This is a genomic window from Devosia geojensis, assembly GCF_000969415.1.
In the GTDB taxonomy this organism is placed as follows: Bacteria; Pseudomonadota; Alphaproteobacteria; order Rhizobiales; family Devosiaceae; genus Devosia; species Devosia geojensis.
This window is the reverse complement of sequence record NZ_JZEX01000050.1, coordinates 1-23,765: the sequence shown is the minus strand read 5'-3', so window position 1 is coordinate 23,765 and position 23,765 is coordinate 1. Positions and strand designations below refer to the sequence as shown.

Annotated in this window: 20 protein-coding genes; 11 read left to right on the top strand and 9 right to left on the bottom strand. The window is 66.5% G+C overall.

Features of this window, described 5'->3' with window-relative positions; all coding sequences use genetic code 11:
• Positions 1-132 precede the first annotated feature (132 nt).
• The 7 genes from VE25_RS03840 to VE25_RS03810 form a co-directional block, all read right to left on the bottom strand.
• Positions 133-1,287 carry an iron-containing alcohol dehydrogenase gene (locus VE25_RS03840; protein ID WP_046107274.1) on the bottom strand — a complete coding sequence of 385 codons (1,155 nt, stop codon included), beginning with the start codon at positions 1,285-1,287 and terminating at the stop codon, positions 133-135.
• Positions 1,288-1,460: 173 nt separating this feature from the next.
• Positions 1,461-2,843, bottom strand: a complete 1,383-nt coding sequence (locus VE25_RS03835) for an aldehyde dehydrogenase family protein (RefSeq protein ID WP_046107273.1) — start codon at positions 2,841-2,843, stop codon at positions 1,461-1,463.
• A gap of 17 nt (positions 2,844-2,860) precedes the next feature.
• Entirely contained in the window at positions 2,861-3,283 is a 423-nt protein-coding gene (locus tag VE25_RS03830) for a type II toxin-antitoxin system VapC family toxin (protein ID WP_046107272.1), read from the bottom strand.
• Positions 3,267-3,707 carry a helix-turn-helix domain-containing protein gene (locus VE25_RS03825; protein WP_046107271.1) on the bottom strand — a complete coding sequence of 147 codons (441 nt, stop codon included), beginning with the start codon at positions 3,705-3,707 and terminating at the stop codon, positions 3,267-3,269. The genes VE25_RS03830 and VE25_RS03825 overlap by 17 nt, the downstream gene beginning before the upstream one ends.
• Positions 3,708-3,781: 74 nt before the next feature.
• The gene (locus VE25_RS03820) at positions 3,782-5,146 is read right to left on the bottom strand and encodes a glutamine synthetase family protein (RefSeq protein ID WP_046107270.1); all 1,365 of its coding nucleotides are present in this window, start codon (positions 5,144-5,146) and stop codon (positions 3,782-3,784) included.
• Positions 5,147-5,276: 130 nt separating this feature from the next.
• Positions 5,277-6,767, bottom strand: a complete 1,491-nt coding sequence (locus VE25_RS03815) for an amino acid permease (RefSeq protein WP_046107269.1) — start codon at positions 6,765-6,767, stop codon at positions 5,277-5,279.
• Positions 6,768-6,852: 85 nt separating this feature from the next.
• Positions 6,853-7,593, bottom strand: coding sequence for an N-formylglutamate amidohydrolase (locus VE25_RS03810; RefSeq protein WP_160299944.1), 741 nt, complete (start codon positions 7,591-7,593; stop codon positions 6,853-6,855).
• Positions 7,594-7,718: 125 nt separating this feature from the next.
• On the opposite strand from VE25_RS03810, the gene VE25_RS03805 reads away from it, so the two are divergent.
• Entirely contained in the window at positions 7,719-8,597 is an 879-nt protein-coding gene (locus tag VE25_RS03805) for a MurR/RpiR family transcriptional regulator (RefSeq protein WP_083988703.1), read from the top strand.
• 206 nt (positions 8,598-8,803) lie between these two features.
• On the opposite strand, the gene ppk2 is transcribed toward VE25_RS03805, so the two are convergent.
• Entirely contained in the window at positions 8,804-9,661 is an 858-nt protein-coding gene (gene ppk2 / locus VE25_RS03800; RefSeq protein ID WP_046107267.1) for a polyphosphate kinase 2, read from the bottom strand.
• 75 nt (positions 9,662-9,736) lie between these two features.
• On the opposite strand from ppk2, the gene VE25_RS03795 reads away from it, so the two are divergent.
• The 10 genes from VE25_RS03795 (at position 9,737) to VE25_RS03750 (ending at position 22,501) form a co-directional block, all read left to right on the top strand.
• The gene (locus VE25_RS03795; RefSeq protein ID WP_046107266.1) at positions 9,737-11,017 is read left to right on the top strand and encodes a sensor histidine kinase; all 1,281 of its coding nucleotides are present in this window, start codon (positions 9,737-9,739) and stop codon (positions 11,015-11,017) included.
• Between the two features lie 275 nt (positions 11,018-11,292).
• Entirely contained in the window at positions 11,293-12,309 is a 1,017-nt protein-coding gene (locus VE25_RS03790; protein ID WP_052731708.1) for a substrate-binding domain-containing protein, read from the top strand.
• 95 nt (positions 12,310-12,404) lie between these two features.
• A complete protein-coding gene (gene pstC, locus VE25_RS03785; RefSeq protein ID WP_046107265.1) occupies positions 12,405-13,784 on the top strand; it encodes a phosphate ABC transporter permease subunit PstC in 1,380 nt (459 codons plus the stop codon).
• Positions 13,781-15,148, top strand: a complete 1,368-nt coding sequence (pstA, locus tag VE25_RS03780) for a phosphate ABC transporter permease PstA (protein ID WP_083988702.1) — start codon at positions 13,781-13,783, stop codon at positions 15,146-15,148. The genes pstC and pstA overlap by 4 nt, the downstream gene beginning before the upstream one ends.
• A gap of 72 nt (positions 15,149-15,220) precedes the next feature.
• Complete coding sequence (gene pstB / locus VE25_RS03775) at positions 15,221-16,000, top strand: phosphate ABC transporter ATP-binding protein PstB (RefSeq protein ID WP_280136830.1); 780 nt, start codon at positions 15,221-15,223, stop codon at positions 15,998-16,000.
• A 24-nt stretch (positions 16,001-16,024) separates the two neighbouring features.
• On the top strand, positions 16,025-16,735 hold the full coding sequence (gene phoU, locus VE25_RS03770) for a phosphate signaling complex protein PhoU (protein WP_046107264.1): 711 nt from the start codon (positions 16,025-16,027) through the stop codon (positions 16,733-16,735).
• 32 nt (positions 16,736-16,767) lie between these two features.
• Positions 16,768-17,469: a phosphate regulon transcriptional regulator PhoB gene (gene phoB / locus VE25_RS03765; RefSeq protein WP_046107263.1), complete on the top strand. Its 702-nt coding sequence runs from the start codon at positions 16,768-16,770 to the stop codon at positions 17,467-17,469.
• 184 nt (positions 17,470-17,653) lie between these two features.
• Complete coding sequence (locus VE25_RS03760; protein WP_046107262.1) at positions 17,654-18,124, top strand: GbsR/MarR family transcriptional regulator; 471 nt, start codon at positions 17,654-17,656, stop codon at positions 18,122-18,124.
• A gap of 24 nt (positions 18,125-18,148) precedes the next feature.
• Entirely contained in the window at positions 18,149-19,363 is a 1,215-nt protein-coding gene (locus VE25_RS03755) for an efflux RND transporter periplasmic adaptor subunit (RefSeq protein ID WP_046107261.1), read from the top strand.
• A gap of 3 nt (positions 19,364-19,366) precedes the next feature.
• Positions 19,367-22,501, top strand: a complete 3,135-nt coding sequence (locus VE25_RS03750; RefSeq protein WP_046107260.1) for an efflux RND transporter permease subunit — start codon at positions 19,367-19,369, stop codon at positions 22,499-22,501.
• A 135-nt stretch (positions 22,502-22,636) separates the two neighbouring features.
• Here the strand turns inward: VE25_RS03750 and VE25_RS03745 are convergent, their stop codons facing one another.
• Entirely contained in the window at positions 22,637-23,377 is a 741-nt protein-coding gene (locus VE25_RS03745; RefSeq protein WP_046107259.1) for a phosphotransferase, read from the bottom strand.
• Positions 23,378-23,765 lie beyond the last annotated feature (388 nt).

The following is a 23,765-nucleotide window of genomic DNA, read 5'->3' as shown; positions in this document are numbered from 1 at the left end:
CTGCGCAAGGGCCGATCTCTCCCCCGAAGGGAGAGGTGAAGAGGGCACTCGGCAGCGCCGCGCCCCACCTCTCCCTTCGGGGGAGAGGTCGCCCGAAGGGCGGGTGAGGGGGCCTTCCGGATTCCTCCAGCCCTAAACCCGCCCCGTCATCGCCCGGTCGAAAATCCTGAGTGCCAGCTCGCGGGTCAACTCGATCGGGTTGCCGCCGGCCGTCGGGTCGACCACCGCCTTGTCGGCGATCTCCTCGCGCCGCGTGTCGTCGACGCCGAAATCCTTCAAGGTATGCGGCACGTCGAGACGGTCGCGCAGCGCCAGGATCGCGTGCTGGAAGGCCTTGAAGGTCGGCGGCAGGCCGAGATACCCGGCGAGCCGCCCGATGCGCGTCTCGATGGCCTTGTGGTTGACGGCGAGCACATAGGGCATGAACACCGCGTTGGTCATGCCGTGGTGGGTGTCGTAGAGCGCGCCGACCGGGTGGGAGAGCGCGTGGATGCCGCCGAGCCCCTTCTGGAACGCCGCCGCCCCCATCGCCGCCGCGCTCATCATGTGCCCGCGCGCCTCGATGTCGTTGGGGTTGGCCGCGACCTTGGGCAGGTTGTCCATGGCGAGCCGTATGCCCTCGATCGCGATGCCGTCGGCCAGCGGATGATAGCCCGGCGCGCAATAGGCTTCGAGGCAGTGGGCCAGCGCATCCATGCCTGTGCCCACGGTAATGGCTTTGGGCATGCCGACGGTCAGCTCCGGATCGGCGATGACGATCCTCGGCATCATCAGCGGGTGGAAGATCACCTTCTTGGTGTGCGTCGTCTCGTCGGTGATGACGCCGGCGCGCCCCACCTCCGAGCCGGTGCCGGCCGTCGTCGGCACCGCGACGATGGGGAGGATCCCCTTCGGGTCCGCTCGCGTCCACCAGTCGCCGATATCCTCGAAATCCCACATCGGCCGGGTCTGCCCGGCCATGAAGGCGATGACCTTGCCCGTATCGAGCCCGGAGCCGCCCCCGAACGCGATGACCCCGTCATGCCCGCCCGCGCTTAGCGCCGAAATTCCCGCCTCGACATTGGCGGCGACCGGGTTCGGCTTGACGTCGGCAAAGAGCCCGGCTTCGATGCCGGCGTCCTTCAGGAGCCTCAGCACGTTCTGCGTCACGGGCAGGTTGACGAGCCCCGCATCCGTCACCAGCAGCGGCCTGGCGATACCCGCCGCCTTCAGCGCCTCGGGAAGCTCCGCGATGCGTCCGGCGCCGAAGCGCACGGCGGTCGGATAGTTCCAGTTGGCTTTGGTCATGAACTGGCCTTCCCCCAGGTGTCATCCCGGCGAAAGCCGGGATCCAGTAAACGATGAACGTCCGGTTGTACGCAGTGATCGAGCGGCGCCCTTCGGATACAACTGCGGAATGCAGTGTGTACTGGTTCCCGGCTTTCGCCGGGATGACATTGAGGGCTGGAACGGGCACGGCGTCAAACTCTCTTCAAGTGAAACGACTTCGGCTGCGTAAGGTTGTGGTAGCCGATCTCGGAGAGCGCCCCGCCCTTGCCGGTATCCTTGACCCCGGTCCACACCAGCGCCGGATCGAGATAGTCGCAGCGGTTGGCGAAGACAGTTCCGGTCTCGACCCGCGCGCCGATCCGCGCCGCCGCCTCGAGGTCCGCGGTCCAGATCGAGGCGGTCAGTCCATAGGGGCTGTCGTTCATCAGCGTCACCGCCTCCTCGTCGCTCGCAACCTTCATGATGCCGACCACCGGCCCGAAGCTTTCTTCCCGCATCACGCTCATCTGGTGGTTGACGTTGGTCAGCACCTCCGGGGCGAGATAGGGCGAACTTTCCTCGTCGAGGTCGTGCTGGGTATTGAGATGCGCCGTCGCGCCCTTGCGCAGGGCTTCGAGCGTTTGCGCCCGCACGTGGTCGGCGAACTGCGGGCGCGCCATCGGTCCGACGATCGTGTCGGGATCGAGCGGATTGCCGAGCGTCCAGCCCCTGGCCGCCTCGGTGAACCGTTCGACGAAGCTGCCGTAGACCGCCTCGTGCACATAGATGCGCTCGATGCCGCAGCAGCTCTGCCCGGAATTGAAGAACGAGCCGTCGACGAGGTTCTCGACGGTCATGCCGAGCTCCGCGTCCGGCCGCACATAGGCCGGATCCTTGCCGCCGAGCTCGAGGCCGAGCGTTGCGAACGTACCCGCCGCCGCCGTCTCGATCCGCCGCCCGCCTTCGACCGAGCCGGTGAACTGGATGTGGTCGATCGCGCCCGAGCCGATCAGCCTTTCGGTGTCCTCGTGCCCCAGCACCAGGTTCTGGAAGAGTCCGTCCGGCAGCCCCGCCTGCGCCGCCGCGAGGGCAAAGCGCTCTCCAACGAGCAGCGTCTGGCTTGCGTGCTTGAGGATCACCGCATTGCCCGCTATCAGCCCCGGCACGATGGAATTGATGGCGGTGAGATAGGGGTAGTTCCACGGCGCGATGACCAGCACCGTGCCCAGCGGCTCGCGCGCGATATAGCGGGTGAAGCCATCGGGCCCAGGTTTCTCGACCGGCGCCAGCGCCTCGGCGGCAATGGAGATCATGTAGCGCGCCCGCTCCTCCATCCCGCGTTTCTCCCCGCCATAGCGGATGGGCCGCCCCATCTGCCAGGCGAGCTCGGGCACGATCTCCTCGTTCATGGCAAGAAGCGCATCGACGAAATGGCCGATGATCTTGGCGCGCTCGGCGACCGTCACCTCGCCCCAGGCGAGCCGCGCATACCGCGCCCTGGTCACCGCCGCCTCGATCTCGGCGGTCGTCGCCAGCGGCCGCTCCGCATAGACCCGCCCGTCGACGGGCGAAACGATTCTGACCGTTCCGGTCATGGAGGGATACTCCCGGTTCAACAGGGCAGGGCGCGAACGTATCCGCTTTCCGCGTAGGTCAGAATGCTGCGATCGCGCGTGACGATGGTCAGATCGAGCGCCCTTGCAGTGGCGATAAGGATGCGATCTGCAGGATCGCCATGAACCTGCCCGGGCAGAAGCGAAGAGTCGATGAGTATCTCGGCCGTGAGAGGCTGAGCTTGCACCCCCGGAAGATTGAGAAATGCCTGGAAGACCGCGGCGGGCGCGGCGGCCATGGCCGCCTTTCCGCGTTTGGCGAGAAGTCCGAGTTCCCATGCCGTGATCAGGGAGAGCCGCAGAGGTCGGCGTTCTTCGCTCGCTTGCGTCATGGCTTCGAGTGCCACAGGCTCGAGGAAGGCGCCCTGCGCCATCCAGATGGCCGCGCATGTATCGAGGAGAAGATCACTCGTCTTCGCCATAGAGTTTCCTCCAATCCTCGAATGCCGGCTCCGTTAGGTCGACGCCGGGTTTGATCGTGATGAGACCCTTGAGCGCACCGAACGCGGGGTGACGCCTTTGAGGCAATTGCTTGGTGGTGGTTTGCTGCGTTGCGGTTTGTGCCACAGGTGGCTGCTTGAATTCTGCCTGTGCCATTTCAGCCAAGCCTTTACGTGCGTTGAACTCGGCTGTTGGTATGCCAGCCCATTCGAGAACCGCGTCAACAGGAACGCGCAGATGCTCGGCGATGGTTGGTATTTCAGCCAGCTTGAGTTTGCGTTCTCCGTTGAGGAGCCTGGTGACCGCACTGCGATCCCTGCCCAGGGTCCTCGCAAGTCGCGCTCGGTTGCTGTCGACTTTGCTCAAATGCTCTTCCAGCCATTTTTGGTCGAGTGGGTGTTCCATAGAGGTGGTTCCCGGTTGCGACGGCGGTATCTTTACCGCAACTTCCCGGAAAACACAACGATACGTTGCAATATTCAATACCGCTCGAATCCGCGCTTCAGTTCCCAATCCGTCACCCGGCGATCGTATTCGGCCTGCTCCCAGCGGGCGGTGTGGAGGTAGTGGTCGACGGCCTTGTCGCCCATCGCCTCGCGCAGCATGGCCGAGTTATCGAGCGCGGCAATGGCCTCGCGCAGGGTTTTGGGGATCTCCGGCAGGTCGGCGCCGTGATAGGCGTCGCCGGAATAGGGCGCCGCCAGCGGCAATTCCTCCTCGATGCCCTTGAGGCCCGCGGCGATGAGCCCGGCGAAGGCGAGATAGGGGTTGAGGTCCGCCCCGCCGATCCGGCACTCGATCCGAACCGCCTTGCCGTTCTCGCCGCAGAGCCGGAAACCGGCGGTGCGGTTGTCGCGGCTCCATACGGTGCGCGTCGGCGCGAAGGTGCCGACCTGGAAGCGCTTATAGGAGTTGATGTAGGGCGCAAGGAAGAGGGTGATGTCCGGCGCATATTTCAACAGCCCGGCCACGTAGTGCTTCATCATGCCGGACATGCCGAGCTCGTCCGCCTCGTCGACGAAGACGTTGGCGCCGCCCTTCGCCAGCGACATGTGGATGTGGCTCGACGAGCCGGCGAGCCCGTAGTCCCACTTGGCCATGAAGGTCACGGCCTTGCCCTGCGCATGGGCGATTTCCTTGACCGCGTTCTTCAGCACCGTGTGCCGGTCGGCCATCTTGAGCGCCTCGGCGTAGCGCACGTTGATCTCTTCCTGCCCCGGCCCCCACTCGCCCTTGGAGTTCTCAACCGGAATGCCCGAGGCCTGCAGCTGCCGGCGGATGGCGCGCATCACGCCTTCCTCCTTGCTGGTCTGGAAGATGTGGTAGTCCTCGATGTAGTAGCCGGCGGTCCGAAGGTCCCGATAGCCCTTGTCGTGGATCGTCCGGTAATCCTCATCGAACAGGTAGAATTCGAGCTCGGAGGCGAAGTTGGCGGTGAGGCCCATGGCCTCGAGCCGCGCGATCTGCGCCCTCAGCACCGCGCGCGGCGAGTGCGGCACCGGCTCGTGATGGTAATGGTCGAGCACGTCGCAGAGGACGATCGCCGTGCCTTCGAGCCAGGCCGCCTTCATCAGCGTCGAGAGGTCCGGCTTCATCACGAAGTCGCCGTACCCCTTCTCCCAGTTGGCCGCGGCGTACCCGGGCACCGGTTCCATGTCGATGTCGTTGGCGAGGAGATAGTCGCACCCGTGCGTCTCCTCGATCGCGCTATCGAGGAAGAACTCCGCCTGGAACCGCTTGCCGATGAGCCGGCCCTGCAGGTCCGCGAAGGCGACGATCACGGTGTCGACCGCGCCCGAGGCGACATCGGCCTTCAGCGTATCGAGGGAATAGGCGGCGGGCATGCGCGGTTCTCCTGTCTCGCCGGAAAAGTGGAAGGAACCGCGGCAGGGGCAGCCGCGGTCCCCGGAGTGGGATCAGGAAAAGTGGACGCCACTTTTCCGGTTCGATCCCACGGCAAACTGGCCTGGGCCTCTAGTTGGCCGGAGCTTGATGCTCGAGGGCGAATTCCTCCTCGGGCGAGAGGATGAGCTTGTGCCGTCCGACGAGGGCGAAATAGACGGTAAAGGCGGCAAACCAGATCGCAACGCCCGCAAGGCCGGCGCGATAGGCGGCATCGCCCGTGATCTGGAAGTAGATCGTCACCGCCGCGATGATCACCGTCAGCGCCGCGCCCGGCACGCCGAACGGGTTGCGGAACGGCCGCTCGATATTGGGCTGGTTTTGCCGTAGCAGGATGAAGCTCACCCCCTGCATGATGTAGCTCAGCATCGCCCCGAACACCGCCATGTTGAGGAGCGTGAAGCCGATGACCGAGCCGCGGTTCTCCTCGCCGGCAAGGAACCACACCGCAAGGATCACGGCGAGCCCGAGGCAGGCTCCGCCCACCATGGCGATGTGCGGGGTCTTGCGCGTCCCGTGCGTTTCCGAAAGGAACGTCGGGAAGTAGCCGGCCCGCGACAGCGAGAAGATCTGCCGGCCTTGCGCGAAGATGATGGTGTGGAACGAGGCGATGAGCCCGACCACCGCCACCAGCGCCAGCACCTTGGCGATGCCGTCGCCATAGATGGCGCGGAACCCGTCGAGCAGCGGCTCGCCCGAGGACCCGAGGGCGAACGATCCGATGCCGATGACCGCCGGATTGAGCGTCAGGATCGCCAGCGCCGAGACGACAAGCGTCAGGAACCCGAGGATGATGCCGCGCGGCATGTCGCGCTTGGGGTCCATCGATTCCTCGGCCGCCAGCGGCAATTGCTCGATGGCGAGGAACAGCCACACCGCGAAGGGCAGCGCCGCGAGCGCCCCCATGATGCCGTTGGGCAGGAACGGCCCGTTGCCCTCCGTCAATTCGACGCCGCCGGGCCCGACATTCAGTGCCCAGCGCGAGAAATCCATGTTGGGAATCGCCGAGACCCAGAAGACGAGAAGGCACACGAGCGCCAGAAGCGTGACGATCAGCGTCACCCTGAAGCTCAGCGCCACGCCCCAGATGTTGAGCCCGACGAAGACGATATAGGCCAGTATCCACCAGACCGGTTGGAAACTGTCCGGCGTCTCGAAGATGCCGGTGAGATAGGAGCCGATGAAGAAGACGATGACCGCCGGGGTCAGCACGTATTCGACGTTCTCGGCGAGCCCGGTGAGGAACCCGCCCCACGGCCCCATGGCCGTGCGCGCGAAGGAATAGGCCGCGCCCGTGTGCGGCAGCGCCGGGCTCATCTCGGCGATGGCGAAGGTCAGCCCCAGATACATGATGCCGATGATGATGGTGGCGACAAGCATGCCGCCCCAGCCGCCCTGCAGCAGGCCGCCGTTCCAGCCGGAAAAGTGTCCGGAAATCACGGCGCCGACCCCCAGCGCCCACAGGTGCCACGCATTGGCGTGGCGGATGAGGCCGCGCTTCTCGAAATAGGACGCGTCCCGCGACGCATAGGCGACGCTGCCGACTTTCTTCGTCTCTGCCATTTTAAAGTCCCCTGCCTGTTGTCCCTTGCTCCTCGGCCGGATTCCTTCCAGCCGCCTTCCCCGGCGCCCCTCAGCACCGGAAATGCTAGACAGCCTCGGCGCCCGCCAGCGCCAGCCGCGCCGCCTCGAGCCCGCGCTCGATCCGCCCCGCCCAGAGTGCGACGCCCTCGGCCTCGAGGAGCTCGTCGTTGCGGATCTCGATCATGGTCGCCGGCAGCCCACGCGCGTCGCCGTGCTTTTCGAGCGTCAGCGTCACGCCGTTGAGCGCCGCATAGGGTTCGTTCCAGCCGATGTTGAGGCTTGGGCTTTCGGCCAGCAGCGCCGCGCCCAGCGCCACGGTCAGCCGGCTGTCGTGGGCGTGGATGAGCCCGATCGGCCATGGCCGCGCCACTCCCAGATAGATCGGCGTGAACGAATGCATGCACACCAGCACCGTCTCGCGCCCGGCGTCCCGCCGCGCATCGAGCACCGCGTCGATGGCGTCGTGGAACGGCCTGTGGAAGTGCTCGATCCGGTAGGCGCGCTCGGTCTCCGAGAGGCCCTCGTTGGCCTCGATGCGCGTTGCCTCCGAGAGCGTCCAGATGAGGTCGGGCGCGTCGAGGTCGCGGTTGCAGTCGATGACGAGCCGCGAGACCATGGAGGCGACGAGGGGCGCGTCCGTCAATTCGGACAAGGCCCGGCTGACCGCCAGCGCACCGGGGTCCCAGGCGATGTGGCTGACCCGTTCGATCGCGCTGAGCCCCATGTCGCCATAGCGCTCGGGAATGCGGTTGCTGGCATGGTCGCAGACGATCACGAACGGCCCGCTGCCGTTCGCGTTGGTCACCTCTACCGCCCTCTCCGCCGAAGTGTCCACGAGCCCCTACCGCCTCGCGCCCGTTCCTGTAATATCAGTTCCGGAAACGCGATAACTGTCAATGCTGAAATTGACGTTCCAGAGGGGCGGAGCTGATGGATGACGCGGCTGACGCGGGCGGAGGCGGGGCAGGGGAACCGGGCGGCGCGAGCGTCGAGGCGCGCGTGCATGAGGCCATGCACCGGTTGACCTCCGCCGAAAAGCGCGCCGCGCGCGGGCTGCTCGGCTCCTATCCCACCTTGGGTTTCGCTCCCGTCGCCGAATTTGCACAGAATTCCGGCGTCAGCCCGCCGACGGTCCTGCGTTTCGTGGCAGAGCTCGGCTACCGGTCCTATCCCGATTTCCAGCGGGCGCTGCGTGAGGAGCTGGAGGAGCGCGCCAAATCGCCCCTGCAGCGCGCCGCGGCCGCTCCCCCGCATCCCGAGCGGGACCTCCACGCGCTCGACCACTTCATGGCGCGCATCGCCGGCAATCTCGCCGTCACCGCTGCGCGCATTCCGGTGTCCGAGTTCGAGGCGTTCGCCGCACGCCTCGCCGAGGGCAAGGGCGCCTGCCACCTCATGGGCGGGCGCTTCACCGATCCGATAGCTGCGTATATGGAGGCACATCTGCGCTTGATCCGCCCGGGTGTGCGCCGGCTCGACGGGCGCACGGCCACCCGCGCCGACCAGCTCATAGACGTCAAACCCGGCGACGTCGCCATCGTCTTCGACGTGCGCCGCTACGATCCGCAACTGCTCGAAACGTCCGCCGACCTCGCCGCGCGCCGCGCCTTTACCGTGCTCGTCACCGACGAATGGATCTCCCCCGTCTCGCGCCACGCCAAGATCGTCCTGCCCTGCATGACGCAGACCGGCAGCACCTGGGACGCCAACGCCGCCCTCTTCGCCCTCGTCGAGGCGGTCATCGCCCGCGTGACCGAACTCGCCTGGCCGGCGGCCGGCAGGCGCATCGGCTCGCTGGAGAAGGGGTAGGAAGGCTCACCCACAGGCTGTCATCCCGGCGAAGGCCGGGATCCATCCTGAGATATCTCAGCAGCCGCAAGGTGTGCGAACCCAGCAGCATACTTCGCCGATCCTCCTCGGTAAGCGGATGTGTTCAGGGTTGGGTCCCGGCCTTCGCCGGGATGACAGCCGGTGGGTGTGAATGCCTGGTGCCCTCAAACCGGAACTGTGTCGCCCTATTGCGCCTCGTTCCAGGTCAGGAACTGCTGCGCGCTCATGACGAGCTTGTGGTCGATCTCGCCGATCGCCCTCTCGTTGCGCCCCGCGTAGTCGATGCGGCTCAGCACGCTGCGGATCATGTTGAGCCGCCCGCGTTTCTTGTCGTTGGTCAGGATCACCGTCCAGGGCGCGTGCGCCGAATCGGTGCGCCGCAGCATCTCGTCGCGCGCGGCCGAATAGGCCTCCCATTTGCCCAGCGCCTCGAGATCGATCGGCGAGAGCTTCCAGGTCTTTAAGGGATCGTGCCGCCGGTCGTGGAAGCGCTTCAACTGCTCCTCGCGTCCGATCGAGAGCCAGAACTTGAAGAGCCTGATCCCGTCCTTGGTCAGCCGCTCCTCGAAAAGCGGGGCTTCATCGAGGAAATGGTCGGTCTGCTCGCGCGTGCAGAACCCCATCACCGGCTCGACGCCAGCCCGGTTGTACCAGGAGCGGTCGAAGAGCACCTGCTCGCCGCCCGCCGGCAGCCAGTCGATATAGCGCTGGAAGTACCATTGGGTCGCTTCCCGGCTGTTGGGCTTGGGCAGCGCCGCGATGAAATTGTGGCGCGGATTGAGGTTTTCCAGGTACCGCTTGATCGTGCCGCCCTTGCCGGCCGCATCGCGCCCTTCGAAGATGATGGCGATGCGCTCGCCCGTGCGCCCCACATGGTCCTGCAGCAGCACGAGCTGCTTTTGCAGCTCGTACATCTCTTCCTCGTACTGGTCGTCGTCGAACTTTTCATCGTACGGGTAGCCCCCCGATTCCAGCGCGGCCTTCTTGATCGCCTTGGGCAATTCGGGGTTCTCGATGTCGAAATCCTTGAGCGGATCGTTCATTCGGTCTCTCCATTCTTGGCCACAACGTGCTATGAACGCGCCCGCCGGGCAAGGCCGCCCTTTCCTAGAGACCGCATGGACGCGCCCCGAGCCGAACCGAGAGCGAACCGGACCGATGTCCTTGACCTCGCGCGCCGCTCCGGCATGCGCGTGGGGCTCGTCGTCCTCGTCTTTCTTGTCCTCGCCGCGCTTGTTGGGGGACGGGTGCTGCCGTCCGCCGTCGCGGCCGTCGCCTTCCTTGCCGCCGCCATCTTGGCGCTTGTGCTGCCCGCCCGTTCGCAGCTGGGCCAGAATGCCGCCACCCAGCCGGGCGCGCGCGAGCCCGATATCTTCGCTTTCGCCGACGCGCTGACCGACCCCTGCCTCATCCTCGACCGGCGCGCCGTGGTCATCCACCGCAATCCGCCCGCCGCGCGCCAGTTTCCCACGACGGTCTCGGGCAATCCGGTCACCTTCTCGCTGCGCAATCCGGAGTTCGTGCGCGCCGTCGAGCGGGCCGGCGATACCGCCGCGACGCAGACCATAGAGCTGCACGAGACCATTCCCTCCGAGACCTGGACCAAGGTGGTCGTGGCGCCCTTGAGGACGCCGGGGCGCGAATGGGCCGGCGACGACGCCCGCCGTCTCGTCGTCACCTTCCAGAGCCTGACCGAATTGAAACGCGTCGACGCGCTGCGCACCGATTTCATCGCCAATGCCAGCCATGAGCTGCGCACGCCGCTGGCTTCCCTTCTCGGCTTCATCGAGACCCTGCAGGGCCCGGCCGCAAAGGACGCCGCCGCGCGCGACCGCTTCCTCGGCATCATGCGTGGCCAGGCCGAGCGCATGGCCAAGCTTATCGAAGACCTCTTGTCCCTCTCGCGCATCGAGATGCACCAGCACATGCGCCCGACCGGCGAGATCGACCTCGTCGCCCTGCTGCGCGAGGTCTGCGAGGGTCTCGAAACCCAGGCGCGCGACGCCGGCGTCGCCATTGATTTCACCGTCAATGCCGAGAGCGCCGTCCTCACCGGAGATCGGGGCCAGCTCTATGAGGTTTTCGAGAACCTCATCGACAATGCCATCAAGTACGGGGCCGGGGGTGGCAAGGTCGAGGTGGTCCTCGCTGCCGCCAGCCGCCCCGGCTACGCCCATCTCGTCACCGTCACCGACCACGGGCCGGGTGTCGCCGAGGAGCACGTTCCGCGCCTCACCGAGCGTTTCTACCGGGTCGACGCCGAGTCGAGCCGCAAGAAGAAGGGCACCGGCCTCGGGCTCGCCATCGTCAAGCATATCGTCTCGCGCCACCGCGGCCTCATGACCATCCGCTCGCGCCCCGGCGAGGGCATGCGCGTCGAGGTGCTGCTGCCGCGTTGAAGGATTCGTTCCGGCACGGACCTTTGGCCTGGGTCGTCTAGGTCCGCGCCAGCGGCCGAAAGTTACGGTCCCTGACTGCTGTTGGCACCTCAATTCTGGAAACTCATTTGAATATCAGATACTTGACTTGTCGCAAAACTGTAACTCAACTGACATAAAACCCTAAAGAGCAGGTCATAGGGTGCCCCCGTCAAACAGGGGCGGGGGATACCGGTCTCTGGGCCGCAGGCCCGCTTTCGCGGCGCGGCCTCACTGATCTCCGAAAGGGAACCATCATGAAAACTGCACTTCTCACCGGCGTGGCCGTTCTGGCCCTCGGTACCGGCGCCGCGTTCGCGCAGTCGCGCGACACCATCCAGATCGCCGGCTCCTCCACCGTTCTGCCGTTCGCCTCGATCGTCGCCGAGGAATTCGGCGCCACGTTCCCCGAGTTCAACACTCCGGTCGTCGGTTCGGGCGGCACGGGCGGCGGCTTCTCGCAGTTCTGCCAGGGCGTCGGCGAGAGCACCATCGACATCGCCAATGCTTCGCGCCCCATGCGCGACGGTGAGCGTGAGGCGTGCAATGCCGCCGGCGTCAACGACATCCGCGAAGTCCAGTTCGGCTTCGACGGCATCGTCTTCGCCGTTTCGGCCGACAAGCCCGACTTCGCCCTGACCCCCGTCCACGTCTTCAAGGCGATCGCCGCCCAGGTTCCCGTCGACGGAGAGCTCGTCGCCAATCCCTACACCACCTGGAACGAGGTCGACCCGGCCCTTCCCGAGCAGCCGATCGCGCTCGCCATCCCCGGCTCCAACCACGGCACCCGCGAAGTCTTCGAAGAGCGTGTGACCAGCGCCGGCTGCGAAGAATCGGGCCTGCCCGAAGGCCTCAGCGACGACGAGATCGACGCCGTCTGCACCACTTTCCGTCAGGACGTGGTCGTCGAGATCGCCGGCGACTACACCGAGACCCTCGCCCGCCTGCAGTCGAACCCCGACACCGTCGGTGTCTTCGGCCTCTCCTTCTACGACCAGAACCGCGACACGCTGAAGGTCGCCACCGTCGATGGCGTCACCCCGAGCCTCGAGACCATCGCCTCGGGCGAATACCCGGTCTCGCGCCCGCTGTTCTTCTACGTCAAGGGCGAGCACATCGGCACCATCCCGGGCATCGAGGAATACGTGCAGTTCTTCCTGTCCGAGGGCGTCTCGGGCGCCGGCGGCATCCTGGAAGCTGCTGGCCTCATCCCGCAGCCGGCCGAACGGACCGCCGAGGTCGTGGCCGCCTTCGAGGCCGGCTCGGCCAACTGATCGACCTGTCGCGGATCGCGCCCTCCGGCGCGGTCCGCTTCTCCCTTAAGGGGTGGCGCTGAACAGCCACCATCCGGTCAACTCGGAGAGGCAAAGTGAACGCCTACATCATCGCCGCCCTGTTGATCGTATTGCTCGGCGTCGCCTATCAGACCGGCTGGTCGAAGAGCCGCTCGCTGGTGACGGCCGACGGCGCCCGGGTCCACTCGCGTCCGCAATATCATGCCGCGCTCGTGGCCGTATGGGCCCTGGTGCCCACCCTCCTGATCCTGGCGCTCTACGGCTACTTCAGCTCCGGCTTCACCCGCGCTTACGTCGTCTCGCAGCTGCCGCCCGACGTCGTCACCGGGCTCGATCAGAACGGTCTCAATGCCCTCGTCGCCCGTGTAAGGGCCATCGCATCCGGATATGGCGTCGCCGGCGAGGTCCAGCCCTACGAGAACAGCGCCGGCTTTGCGCTGCGTCAGTTCCAGACCATTGCCTTCATGGTGGTGATCGCCGCCGCCGCCGGCACGGGCATCCTCGCGCTCCTTTATGCGCGGGCCCGGATCACGCCGCGGCTGCGGGCCCGCAACCGCGTCGAGCGCATCGTCAATCTCGTGCTGCTCGCCTGCTCGGCCGTCGCGATCCTGACGACCGTCGGCATCGTCGCCTCGCTCGTCACCGAAGCCTTCCGCTTCTTCACCTTCGTCAATCCGCTCGATTTCTTCTTCGGTACGGTCTGGGCGCCCCGCTTCTCCTCGACCGGCGCCGGCAACGCCGGCCAGTTCGGCCTGCTGCCGCTCCTTTCCGGCACGTTCCTCATCGCCATCATCGCCATGGCGACGGCCGTCCCCATCGGGCTGATGACCGCGATCTATCTCTCGCAGTATGCCCCGCGCTCGCTGCGCGCCGTGGTCAAGCCGGTCATCGAGATCCTCGCCGGCATCCCGACCATCGTCTACGGCTTCTTCGCCCTCGTCACCGTCGGTCCGTTCCTGCGCGATCTTGGAGCCTCCATCGGCCTTTCCATCAGCGCCACCAGCGCGCTGACCGCCGGTGTCGTCATGGGCATCATGATCATCCCGTTCATCTCCTCGCTCTCGGATGACATCCTCAACCAGGTGCCGCGCTCGCTGCGCGACGGCGCCTACGGCCTCGGCGCCACCCAGTCGGAGACCATCCGCCAGGTGCTGCTGCCCGCCGCCCTGCCGGGTATCGTCGGCGCATTCCTGCTCGCGGTCAGCCGCGCCATCGGCGAGACGATGATCGTGGTGCTCGCCGCCGGCAACAGCCCGGTGCTGCGCGGCAATCCGCTCGAGCCCGTCTCGACCATCACCGTCTCCATCGTCAATCAGCTGACCGGCGACACCGACTTCACCGGCCCGCAGTCGCTCGTCGGCTTCGCGCTCGGCCTCACCCTCTTCGTCATGACGCTGGTGCTCAACATCGTCGCCCTCTACATCGTCCGCCGCTTCCGGGAGCAGTACGAATGACCGACCAGGCTCTTTCCGCCGGACAGCAGGCCCTCGCCGAGCGCAAGCAGCGCATCCGCGCCGGCCTCGGACGCCGGCACATGACCGAGAACCTCTTCAGGTTCTTCGGCATCGCCGCGATCGTGGCCGCCCTCGGGTTCGTCGCCATTCTCTTCATCGATGTCCTGAGCAAGGGCATTCCGGCTTTCGTCCAGACCAACCTGCGGCTCGAGGTCACCTTCGATCCGGAGGTCCTCGACATCGAGCCCGCCCCCGCCCTCCAGGAAGGCCAGTCGCAGGCCGACTACCGCGCCGCCCGCCTCGCCTGGGAGCGGCAGGTGGCGATGCTCAACTGGAACCGCATCATCGAGGAGGCGCTGCGCCGCGCCGCGCCCGCCGGCTTCGAGATCGACAGCCGCCAGATCCTGTCCATCCCCGAGACGGACGCGCGCCACGTCGTGCGGGCGCTGTTCGTCGCCAATCCCGACCTCCTGGGCCAGACGGTCCCCGTCGACCTCGTCGCCTCGGCCAACACCGACAACTGGGTCAAGGGCTCCATCAACCGCGACCTCGGCGATACCCAGCAGCAGCTCTCGGCTCCCGCCCGCGCCCTCATCGATCATTTCGAGACCGAAGGGGTCATCACCTCGGGCTTTGCCTGGGGCCTCTTCACCAATGTCGACTCGCGCTCCGCGCCCGCCTCGGCCGGCCTTGCCGGCGCCTTCATGGGCTCGTTCTACATGATGCTCATCGTCATCGTGCTGGCGGTGCCCATCGGGGTCGGCAGCGCCATCTACCTCGAGGAATTCGCGCCCAAGTCGAGGTTCACCGATCTTATCGAGGTGAACATCAACAACCTCGCCGCCGTGCCCTCGATCGTCTTCGGCCTGCTCGGCGCCGCCGTCTTCATCAACTATTTCAAGCTGCCGCTCTCGGCCCCGCTCGCCGGCGGCCTGGTGCTGACGCTGATGACGCTGCCCACGATCATCATCGCCACCCGCGCCGCGCTCCAGGGCGTTTCGCCGTCGCTGCGCCAGGCCGCGCTCGGCATGGGCGCCAGCAAGACGCAGATGGTCTTCCACCACGTGCTGCCGGTCACCTTCCCGTCGATCCTGACCGCCACCATCATCGGCGTCGCCCAGGCGATCGGCGAGACCGCGCCGCTCCTGCTCATCGGCATGAACGCCTTCGTCGCCTCCGTGCCGGCAACGCCCCTCGACCAGGCGACGGCGCTGCCGGTCCAGATCTATCTCTGGCAGGCCAACGAGAACCGCAACTTCTTCGAGGCGCGCACGTCCGCCGCCATCATCGTGCTGCTGGCGTTCATGATCACGCTCAACGCCATCGCCATCTTCCTGCGCAGCCGCCTCGAGCGGCGCGCCTGATCCGAAAGGGGACAAGCTATGGACATGGTCGCCGGTAAGGTAAAAATGACGCAGCAGACCCTGGAGTCGAGCATGGATCCCATGAGCAGCCTGCGCCCCGTTCGTATCGAGGCGCGCGACGTAACCGTTCACTACGGCGCCAAGCAGGCCCTGTTCGGCATCTCGATCGAGATCCCCGATCGTGCCGTGACCTCGTTCATCGGCCCGTCGGGTTGCGGCAAGTCGACGTTCCTGCGTTGCATCAACCGCATGAACGACACCATCGAGGGCGCCAAGGTCGGCGGGGTCATCAAGCTCGATGGCGAGGACATCTACGATTCCGCCCTCGACGTCGTCGAGCTGCGCGCGCGCATCGGCATGGTGTTCCAGAAGCCCAATCCGTTCCCCAAGTCGATCTACGACAACGTCGCCTACGGCCCGCGGATCCACGGCCTTGCCTCGTCCAAGGCCGATCTCGACGAGATCGTCGTCTCCTCGCTGAGGAAGGCCGGCCTCTTCGAGGAGGTCAAGGATCGCCTGGCCGAGCCCGGCACGGGCCTTTCCGGCGGCCAGCAGCAGCGCCTGTGCATCGCGCGCGCCATCGCCGTCGGCCCCGAGGTCATCCTGATGGACGAGCCCTGCTCGGCGCTCGACCCGATCGCCACCGCCGTCATCGAGGAACTGATCGACGAGCTGCGCGAGAACTACACCATCGTCATCGTCACCCACTCGATGCAGCAGGCGGCGCGCGTTTCGCAGAAGACCGCGTTCTTCCACCTCGGCAACCTCATCGAAGAGGGGCCGACCGAGCAGATTTTCACCAATCCGGTCAACAAGCAGACCCAGGATTACATCATGGGCCGTATCGGCTAGCGGCGAGAAGCGAGGAGACCGGCCATGTCCAGCACCCAGGGCGAACACATCGTCAGCGCCTACAATGACGAGCTGACGAACCTTGCCCAGCAGATCGCCGAGATGGGCGGCCAGGTGGAGGTTGCCATCGAGAACGGCACCCGCGCCCTCTTGCGGCTCGACCGCGAGCTCGCCGACGTCACCGTGCTTGCCGACAAGCGCATCGACGACATGCAGCGCCATATCGACGAGATGGCCGTCTCGATGATCGCCCGCCGCCAGCCCATGGCCTCGGACCTGCGCGCCATCGTCACGGCCATCCATGTCGCGAGCGACCTCGAGCGCGTCGGCGACATGGCCAAGCAGCTCGCCCGCCGGTCGCTGAAGATCGAGGGGCTCAACCTGCAGCCGCAGTTCTACAACGGCGTCAAGAACATGACCAACCGCGTCCAGAGCCAGCTCAAGGACGCCCTCGACGCCTACGCCAACCGCAATGCGGCGGCGGCCATCGAGGTGTGCAACCGCGACGACGAGGTGGACGCCATGTACACCTCGCTCTTCCGCGAGCTCCTCACCTACATGATGGAGGATCCGCGCAACATCACCGCCTGCACGCATATGCTGTTCTGCGCCAAGAGCCTCGAGCGCATCGGCGACCACGCGACCAACATCGCCGAGCGCGCCTACTACCTCGAGACCGGCAGGCAGCTTTCCGATGATGTCCAGGAATTGCACCGCGCCCAACTCAAGGCCTGAAACCCTCAAGAACCGATAGACCGAGTTGAGAGATGCCAGCCACGATCCTTGTCGTCGAGGACGAGGCGGACCTGTCCGTCCTCATGCGCTATAACCTGGAAGCCGAGGGCTTCCGCGTGCTGACCGCCGAGAGCGGCGATGAGGCCGCCGAGATCCTGCAGGAGACGGTCCCCGACCTCATCCTCCTCGACTGGATGCTGCCGGGCCTGTCGGGCATCGAGCTCACACGGCGCTGGCGGGCCCGCGAGGAAACCGCGCGCGTTCCCATCATCATGATCACCGCGCGCGGCGAAGAGGAGGAGCGTATCCGCGGCCTCGCCACCGGCGCCGACGACTACGTGGTCAAGCCTTTCTCGGTCCCCGAGCTCCTGGCGCGCGTCCAGGCGCTTCTGCGCCGCTCGAGCCCGCAGCTCGTCACCTCGGTCCTCAAGGCCGGCGACCTCGAGCTCGACCGCACCAGCCACCGCGTGCGCCGCTCCGGGCGCGAGGTGCATCTGGGTCCGACCGAATACCGCCTGCTCGAATATCTCATGCGCCACCCCGGCCGCGTCTATTCGCGCGAGCAGCTTCTCGACGGGGTCTGGGGCAACGACGTCTATGTGGACGAGCGCACCGTCGACGTCCATGTCGGACGCCTGCGCAAGGCGATCAACCGCGGCCGCGCCGCCGATCCCATCCGCACCGTACGCGGCGCCGGCTACGCGTTCGACGAACGCTTCGACAAGGCGGGCTAGAACGCTTCCGGCAAAAGTGGGCACCACTTTTGCGTCGGAAGCGCGACAACATAAAAGAGCGCTTTTCCCGCGCAGGTGGACACCCTTTTGCGCCCGGCGCGCCAACATGAACGACATTAAATTTTGTCCATTCAGTTCGTTCAGTCTTGACTGAACGACTGCCAGTCGGTAACGGACGCGCGCCATGGAACAAGCGTCTGCCGCAGAGAACTTCATCGAACGCATGGGATTGATCTCCCAGGTGGATGGCGCACCGCGCATCGCGGGGCGGATCCTGGGGCTGCTCATCGTCGAGGGCCGCCCGTTCACCCTAGACGAGATGGCCGAGCGCCTGAAGATCAGCAAGGCCAGCGCCAGCACCAACGCGCGCCAGTTGCGCGCATCCGGCATCATCCGGCTTGTCGCCCACGCCGGCGACCGGCACGATTATTATGAACTGGGCAGCGATCCCTACCGGCGCTCGATGGAGACGATCAGCGAGCGCCTGGCCAGCATCGGCTCGGAGGTGATCGAGGCGGCCGCCTCCTTCCCCGAAGGGCAGGCCGAGGCCAAGCGGCGCGTTTGCCAGTTCGGCCGCTTCTATCTGCGCATGGGCGAGCGCCTGAAGGCCTGGTCCGAGCAGGTCGAAGACGAAGCCGACACCACCACCAATTGATTTTACCGATTTAGGCGAGACGCCATGACCACCGACAAGCAGGCCGGGAGCCCCAAGCCCGAATGGGCGCAGAGCAAGCACGACAAGGAAAACGTCGCGCGCGTGGCGGCGGGACTGCCTCCACGCCGGCGGCGCTGGCCGTTCGTGCTCCTGGCCCTCGTGGTCCTCGGCGTGATCGCCGCGGTGGTCGTCATGAGCCGCCAGCAGCCGGCCGAAACCGTCGCCGAGGCGGTGGCCGACCCGGTCAGGCAGCTCAACTCCGTCGAGATCGCGACGGTCGAACCTTCGACCCTCGCCGAGATCGTCCGGGTCACCGGTTCGCTTGCGCCCCAGCGCCAGACGGAGCTCTCCTCGCAGGTCTCCGCCCGCGTCATCGCCGTCCTTGCCCGTCCGGGCGATGCGGTCGAAAGCGGCGACGTGCTTGTCCAGCTCGATACCGAGAGCCTGCGCGTCCAGCTGGATCAAGCCACCAGCACCGCCGAGGCCACCCGCGCCCAGCTCGTCCTCGCCGACAGCCAGCTGGCGCGCACCCGCGATCTCATCGAACGCGGCGTTACCGCCTCCTCGGGCCTCGAGCAGGCCCAGTCGAGCGCCGATGCGCTGCGCGCCAACCTCGCCGCCCTCGAGGCCCAGGTCGCCGCCGCCCAGATCGCCATGCAGAACGCCACCGTGCGCGCGCCCATGGACGGCATCGTCTCGTCGCGCACCGTCGAGCCGGGCCAGACCGTGCAGCAGGGCGCTTCGCTCCTCACCCTCGTCGACCTGACCTCGCTCGAGATGCAGGCGGCCTCGCCCATCGGCCCCAGCGCCCAGATCGAGCCGGGCCAGACCGTCGAGGTCACCGTCGAGGGGCTGCCCGGCCGCACGTTCGAGGGCACCGTCTCGCGCGTCAATCCCGTCGCCGCCTCCGGCACGCGCACGATTCCCGTCTATATTTCGCTCGACAATGAAGAGGGGCTCCTGCGCGGCGGCATGTTCGCCACCGGCCTCATCTCGGTCGTCGAGAAGCCCGATGCGCTCTCGGTGCCGGCAACGGCGCTGCGCGAGGATGCCGAGGGCGTCTATGTCCTCAAGGTGGAGGACGGCGCTGTCGTTCGCCAGGCCATAGAGCAGGCCGGCCAGTGGAGCCGCGGCCGCGTCATCGAGGTCGCCTCCGGGCTCGAGGCTGGCGATATCGTTGTCACAGCGCCGCTGACCCAGCTCCAGCCCGGCGACAAGGTCGAGATGGTTGAGGACTAGTCCATGTTTCTGACACGCATCAGCGTCAACCATCCGGTCTTCGCCACCATGGTCATGGTGGCGCTGCTGGTCTTCGGCATCTACTCCTACCAGCGCCTGCCGATCGAGCAGATGCCCGACGTCGACTTCCCCGTCGTCGCCGTGGTCGTGAGCTATCCCGGCGCCTCGCCCGAGGCTGTCGAGAGCGACATCATCGAGCCCATCGAGAACCAGGTGAACACGATCGCCGGCCTCGATACCATCCAGTCGACCGCCATGTCCGGCTCGGCCATGGTGCTGATGATCTTCGATCTCGAGGTGTCCTCCGAGACCGCCGCCCAGGACGTTCGCGACAAGATCTCCCAGATCGAGGCGACCCTGCCGGACAACGCGGATACGCCCACCATCCTGCGGTTCGATCCGAGCGCGTTGCCCATCATGTCGCTCGCGGTCACCTCCGATACGCTTTCGGCCCGCGACCTGACGACGCTCACCGAAGACGTGATCGTGACGCGCCTCTCCAACATCCGCGGCGTCGGCAGCGCCTCGGCCGTCGGCGGCATCGAGCGTCAGCTCAACATCCTCGTCGATCCCGATCGCCTGGCCGCGTTCAACGTCGGCATTTCCGACGTGATGAACGTGCTCCGCCAGGAGAACCAGAACCTGCCGGCCGGCACCATCACCCAGGGCGCCACGGTCCAGACCATCCAGGTCGAAGGCCGCGTCGAGGATGCCGACGAGTTCCTCGATCTGATCATCTCCCGCCAGGGTGGCCAGCCCGTCTATCTGCGTGACGTCGCCGAGATTGAGGACGGGCAGGGCGACGAGCAGAGCCTTGCCATCCTCAACGGCGAGCGTGCGCTGGCCGTCGACGTCCTCAAGACCCAGGGCGCCAACACCGTGCAGGTGGCCCACGACATCCACACCGCCGTCGAGCGAATGATGGATGGCGAGCTGCCCGAGGGCGTGCGAATCGAGGTGGTGCGCGACAACGCCGTGCCGGTGGAGCAGAGCTTCCACGCCGTCCAGAACATGCTGATCGAAGGCGCTGCGCTCGCCGTCGTCATCGTGTTCCTCTTCCTCAACTCCTGGCGCTCGACCGTCATCACCGGCCTCACCCTGCCGATCTCGATCATCGGCACGATGATCTTCCTCAACTTCTTCGGCTTCACGCTCAACATGATGACGCTGATGGCGCTCTCGCTCGCCGTCGGCATTCTCATCGACGACGCGATCGTCGTGCGCGAGAACATCATGCGCCACCTGCACATGGGCAAGAACCACCGTCAGGCCGCGCTCGACGGCACCAACGAGATCGGCCTTGCGGTTCTGGCCACCACGCTCTCCATCGTCGCCGTGTTCCTGCCGGTGGCGTTCATGGACGGCATCATGGGGCGGTTCTTCCTGCAGTTCGGCGTCACCGTTTCGGTCGCCGTGCTGATCTCGCTCTTCGTCGCCTTCACGCTCGACCCCATGATGTCGAGCGTCTGGTACGATCCGGCCGCCCATCCCGATGCCAAGCGCGGCCCCATCGGCAAGGCCGTCCAGCAGTTCGACCGGTTCTTCGAATGGGTCGCCGGGGGCTATCGCCGCCTGCTGCGCTGGTGCCTCAAATGGCGCAAGACGACGCTCCTGGCGGCGCTCGGCTCGCTCGTCGGCACGTTCTTCCTCTTCCCGCTCGTCGGCTTCGAGTTCATTCCGGCCACCGACAACAGCGAAGTGCAGGTGGCCATGGAAACCCCGACGGGTTCCTCGCTCGACTACACCGCTTTGAAGATCGCCCAGGTCAACAATGTCCTGCGCGCGTTGCCGGAGGTCAAATCGACCTACGCCACGGTCAATTCGGGCAATGCGCGCGGCGGCAACAATTCGGCCACCATCGTCGTCGGCATGGTGCCGGAATCCGAGCGCGCCGTCTCGCCTACCGAGTTCGCCTCGACGGTGCGCCGCGCGTTGCTCGCCGTTCCGGGCGCCACATATACCGTCTCCGCCTCGGGCGGTTTCGGCGGCCCCACGGCGCCGATCTCGGTCGGCATTTCCGGCCCGAGCTTCGAGATGCTCGAGAGCATCGCCGACGAGCTGGCCGCCCGCATGGAGGAAATCCCGGGCATTATCGACGTGGAATCCTCGCTCGACGACGTCAGCCCCATCATGGCCGTTCGGGTCAACCGCGATCTCGCCAGCGACCTCGGCGTCAGCATCGCCCAGATCGGCGCGGCGCTGAACCCGATGCTCGCCGGCGACGAGGTGACCGACTGGACCAGCCCCACCGGGGAGAACCTCGGCGTGTTCGTGCGTCTGCCCGAGTGGGCCCGCAACGACGTCGACGCTCTCGGCAGCCTGCCGATCACGCAAAGCGGGGCGAACGGGTCGTCCTCCGTCATCCGGCTCGACCAGGTGGCGAGCATCGTCCAGTCCACCGGTCCCGCCACCATCGACCGCGAGGATCTCGAGCGGCGCGTGAACGTCACCGCCAATATCGAGGGCGTGAATCTGGGCGACGTGACGCCGCGGATCCAGGCGATCATCGACAACCTCGAAGTCCCCGTCGGCTACAGCGTCAGCCAGGGCGGCGAAGCCGAGGACCTGGCCGAGACCGGCGCCGCCGCCGGCTCTGCCCTGCTGCTCGCCATCATCTTCATCTACCTGGTGCTGGCCAGCCAGTTCGGCAGCTTCCTGCAGCCGTTCGCCATCATGGTCTCGTTGCCGCTCTCGCTGATCGGCGTGGTGCTGGGCCTGCTGGTCGGCGGCTCGACGCTCAACATGATGTCGATGATCGGTTTCATCATGCTGATGGGCCTGGTGGTCAAGAACGCCATCCTCCTGGTCGACAACGCCAACCAGCACGTGCGCCAGGAGGGCCTCAACCTCTATGACGCGCTGCTCGAGGCGGGTTCCACCCGCTTCCGCCCGATCATCATGACGACGCTGGCCATGATCTTCGGCATGCTGCCGCTGGCCTTGAGCCTCCACGAAGGCAGCGGGCAGAACGCGCCCATGGCCCATGCCGTCATCGGCGGCCTGCTGAGCTCCACGGCCCTCACCCTCGTGGTGGTGCCGGTGATGCTCACCTATATCGACGCCTTCGGCCGCTTCGTCGGCCGGTTCCTGCCCAAGGCCCCGGACGACGACCCGCATCACGCCGCGCCCGCCGAGTAGCCGCCACAAGCACAATGCGTCCCCCTCCCCCTTGAGGGGAGGGGCTAGGGGTGGGGGTGAGTCTGTGAGCCACCGACGCTTCTTCCCCTGCCTCCAGCCCCTCTTAAAGGGGAGCGGTGCGGTCGCCTACGTCCGCTAGACCCGCTCGGCCATCGCGACGAGCGCCTCTGTTTCCTCCGGCACGTCCTCGGCAAGCCGCGCCGCCGCAACGAACGGCAGCCAGCCGTCGATCTCGCTCCGCCCGATCCCCGCGGTTCGCGCATAGGCATCGGCATAGGCGTCCGCCAGGTCCGGCCATCCCCGCGCCAGCAGCATATAGGATCGGCAGGCGTCCGCCGCCGGCACGCCGAGACTGGCGTCGAGCCAGTCGACGACTGTCGGGGCCTCCAGTTCCCCGAGAATGTTGAGGGGGTGAAAATCGCCGTGGCAGAGCCGGTCGCCGTCCGGACGCTCGGCGAGCCCGTCGAGCAGGCGCCTGCGCAGCGGCTCGCCGAGCAGGGGCGTGCGCGCGATATCGCGCGTCAGCCTTGCCCTTTGTCTCGGCAGCGCCGCAGCGGTGCGGCCATGAATGTCGACATGCAGCCGCGCCATCGCCTTGAGGCAGGGTTCGATCGTCCTCTCGTCTGCGCGCATCTTTTCCGCCCAGGCCGGTCCCCTGACGCGCTCCATCAGCACGCCCCAGCGGCCCTGCCGGTTCTCGATGCCGAAGACCTTCGGGGCGGCGACGCCCGCATCCTCGAGGGCGGCAAGCACCGTCGCCTCGCGGAACGCTGCCAGCTTGCGGTCTGCGCTCCGGTAGAGCTTGAGCGCATGCTCGCCCTCCTCATGGACCTCCGCCTCCTTGCCCCGCCCGATCAATCGCCCCAGTTCGCGCATCGCCCCTTCGCCCCGTTCGCTCGGAACTAGGCGGCCTTGGGCTCCATCCGTCAATACCTCCACCCCCCGATGTCACCCGGGCGAAAGCCGGGGCCCATCCTGAGGTGCCGCATCAGCCGCAAGGTGTGCGAACGGGGCAACGTTTGCGGCACTCCAGTTGTACTGGAAAGTTCCATCTCCCACCGCTGTCATCCCGGCGAAAGCCGGGACCCAGTAAACGGCGCCGCCGGTGCCTTGCTGGGGAGCTGAAGAGCACACCCGCGCACGAGTCCTGACGCCAGCGTGTACTGGGTCCCGGCTTTCGCCGGGATGACAGCCGGTGGGTAGGGGCACGACGGTGCCGCAAGCACCATGCGTCCCCCTCCCCCTTGAGGGGAGGGGATAGGGG